The 5,352-nt window shown below is 61.3% G+C and carries 6 protein-coding genes; 5 read left to right on the top strand and 1 reads right to left on the bottom strand.

Annotated features, from left to right (window positions below):
* Window positions 1-76: 76 nt before the first annotated feature.
* The gene (locus tag RGM2987_RS00655) at window positions 77-1,045 is read right to left on the bottom strand and encodes a polyprenyl synthetase family protein (RefSeq protein ID WP_245138188.1); all 969 of its coding nucleotides are present in this window, start codon (window positions 1,043-1,045) and stop codon (window positions 77-79) included.
* A 239-nt stretch (window positions 1,046-1,284) separates the two neighbouring features.
* On the opposite strand from RGM2987_RS00655, the gene rplU reads away from it, so the two are divergent.
* The 5 genes from rplU (at window position 1,285) to RGM2987_RS00630 (ending at window position 5,221) form a co-directional block, all read left to right on the top strand.
* Complete coding sequence (gene rplU / locus RGM2987_RS00650; protein ID WP_003176051.1) at window positions 1,285-1,599, top strand: 50S ribosomal protein L21; 315 nt, start codon at window positions 1,285-1,287, stop codon at window positions 1,597-1,599.
* 35 nt (window positions 1,600-1,634) lie between these two features.
* The gene (gene rpmA, locus RGM2987_RS00645) at window positions 1,635-1,892 is read left to right on the top strand and encodes a 50S ribosomal protein L27 (RefSeq protein ID WP_003205738.1); all 258 of its coding nucleotides are present in this window, start codon (window positions 1,635-1,637) and stop codon (window positions 1,890-1,892) included.
* 191 nt (window positions 1,893-2,083) lie between these two features.
* A complete protein-coding gene (cgtA, locus tag RGM2987_RS00640) occupies window positions 2,084-3,307 on the top strand; it encodes an Obg family GTPase CgtA (protein ID WP_245138187.1) in 1,224 nt (407 codons plus the stop codon).
* A gap of 321 nt (window positions 3,308-3,628) precedes the next feature.
* Window positions 3,629-4,747, top strand: coding sequence for a glutamate 5-kinase (proB, locus tag RGM2987_RS00635; protein WP_245138189.1), 1,119 nt, complete (start codon window positions 3,629-3,631; stop codon window positions 4,745-4,747).
* A 9-nt stretch (window positions 4,748-4,756) separates the two neighbouring features.
* Window positions 4,757-5,221, top strand: coding sequence for a CreA family protein (locus RGM2987_RS00630; protein WP_245138186.1), 465 nt, complete (start codon window positions 4,757-4,759; stop codon window positions 5,219-5,221).
* The last annotated feature ends 131 nt before the right edge of the window (window positions 5,222-5,352 follow it).

The following is a 5,352-nucleotide window of genomic DNA, read 5'->3' as shown; positions in this document are numbered from 1 at the left end:
GTGTATCAATCGACTTATCGTTGACTGACACACCGCATTCGCGAGCAAGCCCGCTCCCACAGGGTTCTCCGTGCAGTCAGTGCGTACGCGCCACCGCAAACTCGCTCAACTCCACCAGCGCATCGCGGTATTCACTGGCCGGCAGGGCCTCCAGGCACTGGATCGCGCGGGCTACGTAGTCCCGGGCCAGTTTCGCGGTGTACTCCAGCGAGCCGGAGGCTTCAACTGCCTGGCGGATGCTCTCCAGGTCCTCGATCCCGCCTTTCTGGATCGCCTTGCGCACGAGTGCCGCCTGTTCCGGCGTGCCCTCGCGCATGGTGTAGATCAGCGGCAGGGTAGGCTTGCCTTCGGCCAGGTCGTCGCCGACGTTCTTGCCCAGGGTCTCGGCGTCGCCCTTGTAGTCCAGCAAGTCGTCCACCAGTTGGAACGCCACACCCAGGTGATCGCCGAACGTGCGCAGTGCTTCGCTCTGCTCGGCGCTGGCACCGGCCAGGGCGGCGGCACTGTGGGTCGAGGCCTCGAAGAGCATCGCGGTCTTGCCGCGGATGACTTCCATGTAGGTCTCTTCCGTGGTGCTGGCGTCGCGCACCTTGGACAATTGCAGCACTTCGCCCTCGGCGATGATGCGGGTGGCCTGGGACAGGATCTTCATCACCGGCATCGAGCCCAGCTCGACCATCATTTCGAACGAGCGCGAATAGAGGAAGTCACCCACCAGCACGCTCGGCGCATTGCCCCACATCGCGTTGGCAGTCGAGCGGCCACGGCGCATTCCGGACATGTCGACCACGTCGTCGTGCAGCAGGGTCGCGGTGTGCAGGAACTCGATGGTGGCGGCCAGCAGGCGCATGTCGTCGCCTTCGCGGCCCAGGGCCTTGCCGCACAAAAGCACCAATAAAGGACGCAGGCGCTTGCCGCCGGCCGACGTGATGTAGTCGCCGATTTTCGAGACCAACGGTACCCGGGAAGTCAGTTGCTTCTTGATGATGCCGTCGACGGCATTAAAATCGTCCGCCACTGCGCGGTAGAAAGCTTGGGGTTGCATCAGCGACAGGCGCTCCAGAAGGGTTGCGCGGCATGCTAGGACCCATGTCCGGGGCTGTCAAGGCACGATGGACGGCTACTTGCAAGGCTCCGTTGGCTTGCGTACAATCGCGCACCCTGAACTTCCTGGGCAGCACCTGCCTTACGCAATTGCATCCGGGCCTTCCAGCCCATGCAGCCATGCCAGCCAATACCTCTTCTTATAAAGCGCTGGGTGAGCAGGATTATCGGAGAAATACCATGTCGTACGCAGTAATTGTTACTGGTGGCAAGCAATACAAGGTCGCCCCAGGTGAATACCTGAAGATCGAAAAACTGGAAATCGCTACCGGCGAATCCGTGACTTTCGATCGCGTTCTGTTGGTCGCCAATGGCGATGACGTGAATATCGGCGCTCCAGTCGTTGCTGGCGCTACCGTTGTGGCTGAAGTGATCTCCCAAGGTCGTCACGATAAAGTCCGCATCATCAAGTTCCGTCGTCGTAAGCACCACATGAAGCGCATGGGCCACCGCCAGTGGTACACCGAGATCAAAATCACCGGTATTCAGGCTTAATTTCAGCCTAATTCCTCACTAGGAGAATTGAACTCATGGCACACAAAAAAGCTGGTGGTAGTACCCGTAACGGTCGCGACTCAGAAGCCAAACGCCTTGGCGTGAAGATGTATGGCGGCCAGGCTATCAAAGCGGGCAACATCATCGTGCGTCAGCGCGGCACCCAATTCCACGCTGGCTACGGCGTAGGCATGGGTAAGGATCACACCCTCTTCGCTAAAGTCGAAGGCGTGATCAAGTTCGAAGTAAAAGGCGCCTTCGGTCGTCGTTACGTAAGCGTTATCGCAGCTTAATTGCGAGACCGCTGGAAAAGCCCTGTCTTGCGACGGGGCTTTTTCGTTTGTGGGGTGAGTCTCTTGCAAAACTGTTTGTATGGACTGTCGGCGCTGCGGTTGGGGCGTGTCATCGGGTCGCTGCGCTCATTTTTGCAAGAGTCTTATGTCTTGTTTTTTTCGGCTCGTCCGTATGGCGAGAGGCGTGTGTCATGAAGTTTGTTGATGAAGTATCGATTCGAGTAAAGGCCGGCGACGGCGGCAATGGCTGCATGAGTTTCCGTCGGGAAAAGTTCATTGAGAACGGTGGTCCGAACGGTGGTGATGGGGGCGACGGCGGCTCGATCTACATGCTCGCCGACGAAAACCTCAATACCCTGGTGGATTACCGCTACACCCGTCACTTCGACGCTGAGCGTGGCTCCAACGGCGGCAGCACCGACTGCACCGGCAAGAAGGGCGAAGACCTGGTCCTGCGCGTGCCGGTCGGCACCACGGTGATCGACTCGGCCACCCAGGAAGTGATCGGCGACCTGACCAAGGCTGGCCAGCGTCTGCTGGTCGCCCATGGCGGCTGGCACGGCCTGGGCAACACCCGTTTCAAATCCAGTACCAACCGTGCGCCGCGCCAGACCACCCCGGGCAAGCCCGGCGAGCAGCGTGACCTGAAGCTGGAGATGAAAGTGTTGGCCGATGTGGGTCTGCTGGGCCTGCCGAATGCGGGTAAAAGTACCTTCATTCGCTCGGTGTCGGCGGCCAAGCCGAAAGTCGCCGACTACCCGTTCACTACCCTGGTGCCGAACCTGGGCGTAGTCAGCGTCGACCGCTGGAAGAGCTTCGTGGTCGCGGACATCCCGGGGTTGATCGAAGGCGCTTCCGATGGCGCGGGCCTGGGCATTCGCTTCCTCAAGCACTTGTCCCGTACCCGGCTGTTGCTGCACCTCGTGGACATGGCGCCGCTGGATGAAAGCAGCGCTGCCGATGCCGCCGAAGTCATCGTCAGTGAGCTGACCAAGTTCAGCCCGGCCCTCGCCGAGCGGGATCGCTGGCTGGTGCTGAACAAGTGCGACCAGATCCTTGAGGAAGAGCACGAAGAGCGGGTCAAGGAAATCGTCGATCGCCTGGAGTGGGAAGGTCCGGTCTACGTGATCTCGGCCATCGCCAAAGAAGGCACCGAGCGCCTGTGTCACGACATCATGCGTTACCTGGAAGATCGTGCTGACCGTCTGGCCAATGACCCGGCCTACAAGGAAGAGCTGGCCGAGCTCGACCAGCGCATCGAAGACGAGGCCCGTGCCCAGTTGCAGGCCCTGGACGACCAGCGTGCCCTGCGCCGCAGCGGCGTGAAGTCGGTCCATGACATCGGTGATGACGATTGGGATGAAGAAGACGTGGACGACGAAGACGGTCCGGAAATCATCTACGTTCGCGACTGATTGCGCGGCGGGTTCGGCCCTTGTGGGAGCGGGCTTGCTCGCGAACGCGGTTGGTCAGTGATATTGATGCAAGCTGGTGCACCGCTTTCGTCGGATCGCCGCCCGGAGCAAGCCCGCTCCCACATGGATTTGTCTCTGGTGGACCCAGTGTTGGGGCTGCCAGCGATGCTTTATCTACCAGGGCGCGGTGTTATCATCGCAACCAGCCGGTTTCCAAGGCGCCGCTCATTCGAGCGGCGTTTTGGTATCTGCAGAACGCAAATACGAATAATCCCATGGGCGGCGCTGGGTCGCGCCGTTCGCTGGCAAAGGTTGAAGATGATGCGGAGCAAGGTGACGGGTGCGCAGCGCTGGGTCGTGAAGATCGGCAGCGCACTGCTGACGGCGGATGGCAAGGGCCTGGATCGCAAGGCCATGGCGGTGTGGGTCGAGCAGATGGTGGCCTTGCATGAGGCGGGTGTCGAGCTGGTATTGGTTTCGTCCGGGGCCGTGGCCGCGGGCATGAGCCGTCTGGGCTGGACGTCGCGACCCAGCGCGATGCACGAGTTGCAGGCGGCTGCCGCCATCGGCCAGATGGGCCTGGTGCAGGCCTGGGAGTCGAGCTTTGCCGAGCACGGGCGCCATACCGCGCAGATCCTGCTGACCCATGACGACCTGTCCGACCGCAAGCGCTACCTCAATGCCCGCAGCACCTTGCGCGCCCTGGTGGAGTTGAAGGTCATCCCGGTCATCAACGAAAACGACACGGTGGTCACCGACGAAATCCGCTTCGGCGATAACGACACCCTGGCCGCATTGGTGGCGAACCTGGTGGAAGCGGACCTGCTGGTGATTCTCACCGATCGCGATGGCATGTTCGATGCCGATCCACGCAACGATCCTGATGCCAAGCTGATTTACGAGGCGCGTGCAGACGATCCGGCGCTGGACGCCGTGGCGGGCGGTACCGGCGGCGCCCTGGGGCGTGGCGGCATGCAGACCAAGCTGCGCGCCGCGCGGCTGGCGGCACGCTCCGGCGCTCACACCATCATTGTCGGTGGTCGCCTGGAGCGAGTACTGGATCGCCTGAAGGCGGGCGAGCGCATCGGCACCTTGCTCTCTCCGGAGCGCGGCATGCTGGCGGCACGCAAGCAATGGCTGGCCGGGCACCTGCAAACCCGTGGCACGCTGGTACTGGACGCGGGCGCCGTCTCGGCCCTGTCCCAAGGCAACAAAAGCCTGCTGCCAGTGGGCGTTAAGCTGGTCCAGGGCAGTTTTCGTCGTGGCGAAATGGTGGTGTGCGTGGCGCCGGACGGGCGTGAAATCGCCCGTGGGCTGGCCAATTACAGCGCGCTGGAAGCGCAGAAAATCATCGGTCAGTCGTCGGATGCGATTGTCGGTCTGTTGGGTTACATGGCGGAGCCTGAATTGGTTCACCGTGACAATCTGATCCTTGTCTAAGGAAAAATCATGGGTTTGGCAAAAGGATTGATCGGCTTGCTGTTTGCAGTGCCGCTGCTGGCGTCGGCCGAGGAAATTGGCCAGGTATCGACGGTGTTCAAGTTTGTCGGGCCCAATGACCGGATCGTGGTCGAAGCGTTCGACGATCCCAAGGTTGATGGGGTGACCTGTTACCTGTCGCGGGCCAAGACCGGTGGCGTAAAGGGTGGCCTGGGCCTGGCCGAGGATCGCGCCGAAGCCTCCATCGCCTGCCGCCAGGTGGGGCCGATCAGCTTCAAGGGTGAGCTCAAGGATGGCGAGGAAGTGTTCCGGGAGCGTACGTCGCTGGTGTTCAAGACCATGCAGGTGGTGCGTTTTCTCGACAAGAAGCGCAATACCCTGGTGTACCTGGTCTACAGCGACCGTGTGATCGAAGGCAGTCCGCAGAATGCGGTGACGGCGATTCCGATCCTGCCGTGGGCTCGCGCTCAATAATCAACACATAGCCCTCCCTGTAGGGGGGGCAATGCTGTTCACTAAGGTTTATCACTTGTCGTGGCGAGGGAGCTTGCTCCCGTTGGGCTGCGTAGCAGCCCCAAAAAGCTTGGGATCGCTGCGCGCTCCAG

This window comes from Pseudomonas sp. RGM2987 (genome assembly GCF_022952855.1).
Taxonomy (GTDB): Bacteria; Pseudomonadota; Gammaproteobacteria; order Pseudomonadales; family Pseudomonadaceae; genus Aquipseudomonas.
This window is presented reverse-complemented; position numbering and strand designations above follow the sequence as displayed.